Source organism: bacterium (assembly GCA_030654305.1).
Taxonomy (GTDB): domain Bacteria; phylum Krumholzibacteriota; class Krumholzibacteriia; order LZORAL124-64-63; family LZORAL124-64-63; genus PNOJ01.
The window spans coordinates 1-1,746 of record JAURXS010000517.1 but is presented as its reverse complement, the minus strand read 5'-3'; the positions used below and the strand labels follow the sequence as shown (position 1 = coordinate 1,746).

Sequence of the window (1,746 nt, the reverse complement as noted above, 5' to 3'; positions counted from 1 at the left end):
CGCGTCGAAGCTGGCCGCGTTCAGCCAGCGGGATTCGCGGCGCAGGCGTGCGCCGGTCTCCAGCGCCGAGTCGAGGTACGGGCGGTGCAGCGGCAGGTCGGTGGCGTCGACCAGGCGGCTGCCTTTGGCGGTGGCCGTCTTCGCCCGTCGGGCGGCGGCGCGCTCGCCCAGGGAGCGCTCGGCGTCGTCCAGGGCGCGCGCGAGGGCGTCGCCCTGCAGCCCCTTGTCCGCGAACCACACCCAGACGGCGATGGTCCCGTCGGCGCGGCGGCCGGCGAAGTCCGGGTCCGCCAGCGCGCGTTCCACAGCGGCGGACGGCGCGGGGAGGGCGGCGGCGGCAGTCGCGACGAACGTCGTGGCGACGAGGCACATCGCGGTCAGGGCGACCGCGACGGTGGTCGGGCGGGATCTCATGGAGCCTCCAGGCTGGCAGCGGTGTCGGAAGGCGCGTCGCGACCGTGGCGGGCGGCGTTCCGCAGGGTCCTGACATTGTAGCACAACCCCGGGTCCGCCGGCACGTTCGCGGCGGTTGTCAGGCGCCGCGCCGGAACGTACAATGGCGACGATCGTCCCCACCCGAACCGGAACGAGCCCCCGCATGAGCGCGACCCCGGTGATCGGCCTCGCCTTGGGCAGCGGCGGCGCCCGCGGCCTGGCGCACGCAGGCGTCCTACAGGCCCTCGAGGAGGCCGGCCTCGTGCCGTCGTGCCTCGCCGGCACCAGCATGGGCGCCATCGTCGGCGGGCTCTACGCCGAGACCCTGGACGCCGCCGAGTCCTGGCGCCGGCTGGCGCGATTCGCCCAGGACCCCGAGTTCCTGGAGACCTGGGCGCCCTTCGTCCCGAAGGGCTCCGGCTCCGAGGAGGACGCCGGCCGCTTCCACGAACTGGTCGACACGCTCCACAAGAAGTTCCTCGCCGTCAAGACCGTGACGCGCCCCTGCCTGGTCGACGAATCGCGCCTGCGCCATCCCCTCGCGCAGATGTTCCACGCCCGCGACTTCGCCCAGATCGGGTTGCCGTTCGCGGCCGTGGGGCTGGACCTGGTCGCGGGGGAACGCGTGGTGTTCCGCGCGGGCGACCTGCTCGACGCCATCTACGCCAGCGCCGCGGTGCCCGGGGTGTTCCCGCCGCTGGCCCGTTCCGGCCGACTGGTCGTCGACGGCGGCGCCCCGTACCGCGTGCCGATCGAGACCTGCCGCGACCTGGGCGCGGAACTGGTGATCGCCGTGGACATCCCGTCGTTCGCGCCCGGCAAGGCCGAGTACCGCACCGGCATGGACGTGATCCTGCGCAGCGACGCCGTCGCCCGGCTGCGCCTGGATTCCCTGGTGATCCGCACCGCCGACTTCGTGATCTCGCCGGACGTGTCCGCGTACCACTGGTCCGATTTCCGCCACGCCGAAGCTTGCCGCCGCTGCGGCTACGAAGCGGCCCGCGACGCCCTGCCGACCCTGCGCCGCCTGATCGACGAGCGCGGCAACTGGCTCGCCCGCGTGCGCAACCTCTTCGCGAAGGCGCCGGCGTGATCCCCGGCCCGCCGGACCTGGCCGGCCTGCTGGGCGTCGCGCTCACGCTCGCCGCCTACGCGCTGCTGCAGTCCGGCCGCCTGCGCCAGGAGGACCCGCGCTACTCGCTGGCCAACGCCGTCGGCTCCGGCCTGATCCTGGTCTCGCTGGTCTACGACTTCAACCTGTCGAGCGCCGCCATCGAGTCGGCGTGGCTGGTGCTGAGCGTGTGGGGGCTC

General features: G+C 74.0%; 3 protein-coding genes. 2 read left to right on the top strand and 1 reads right to left on the bottom strand.

The window, feature by feature from the left end; all coding sequences use genetic code 11:
- Nucleotides 1-414, bottom strand: a 414-nt coding sequence (locus Q7W29_14655) for a hypothetical protein (GenBank protein ID MDO9173062.1), incomplete at its 3' end; no start/stop codon positions are given.
- 184 nt (nt 415-598) lie between these two features.
- Here Q7W29_14655 and Q7W29_14650 point away from each other — a divergent pair.
- Entirely contained in the window at nt 599-1,528 is a 930-nt protein-coding gene (locus Q7W29_14650) for a patatin-like phospholipase family protein (protein MDO9173061.1), read from the top strand.
- Nucleotides 1,525-1,746 (top strand): cyclic nucleotide-binding protein (locus Q7W29_14645; GenBank protein ID MDO9173060.1); only part of this gene is annotated, 222 nt, incomplete at its 3' end. The genes Q7W29_14650 and Q7W29_14645, both read left to right, overlap by 4 nt.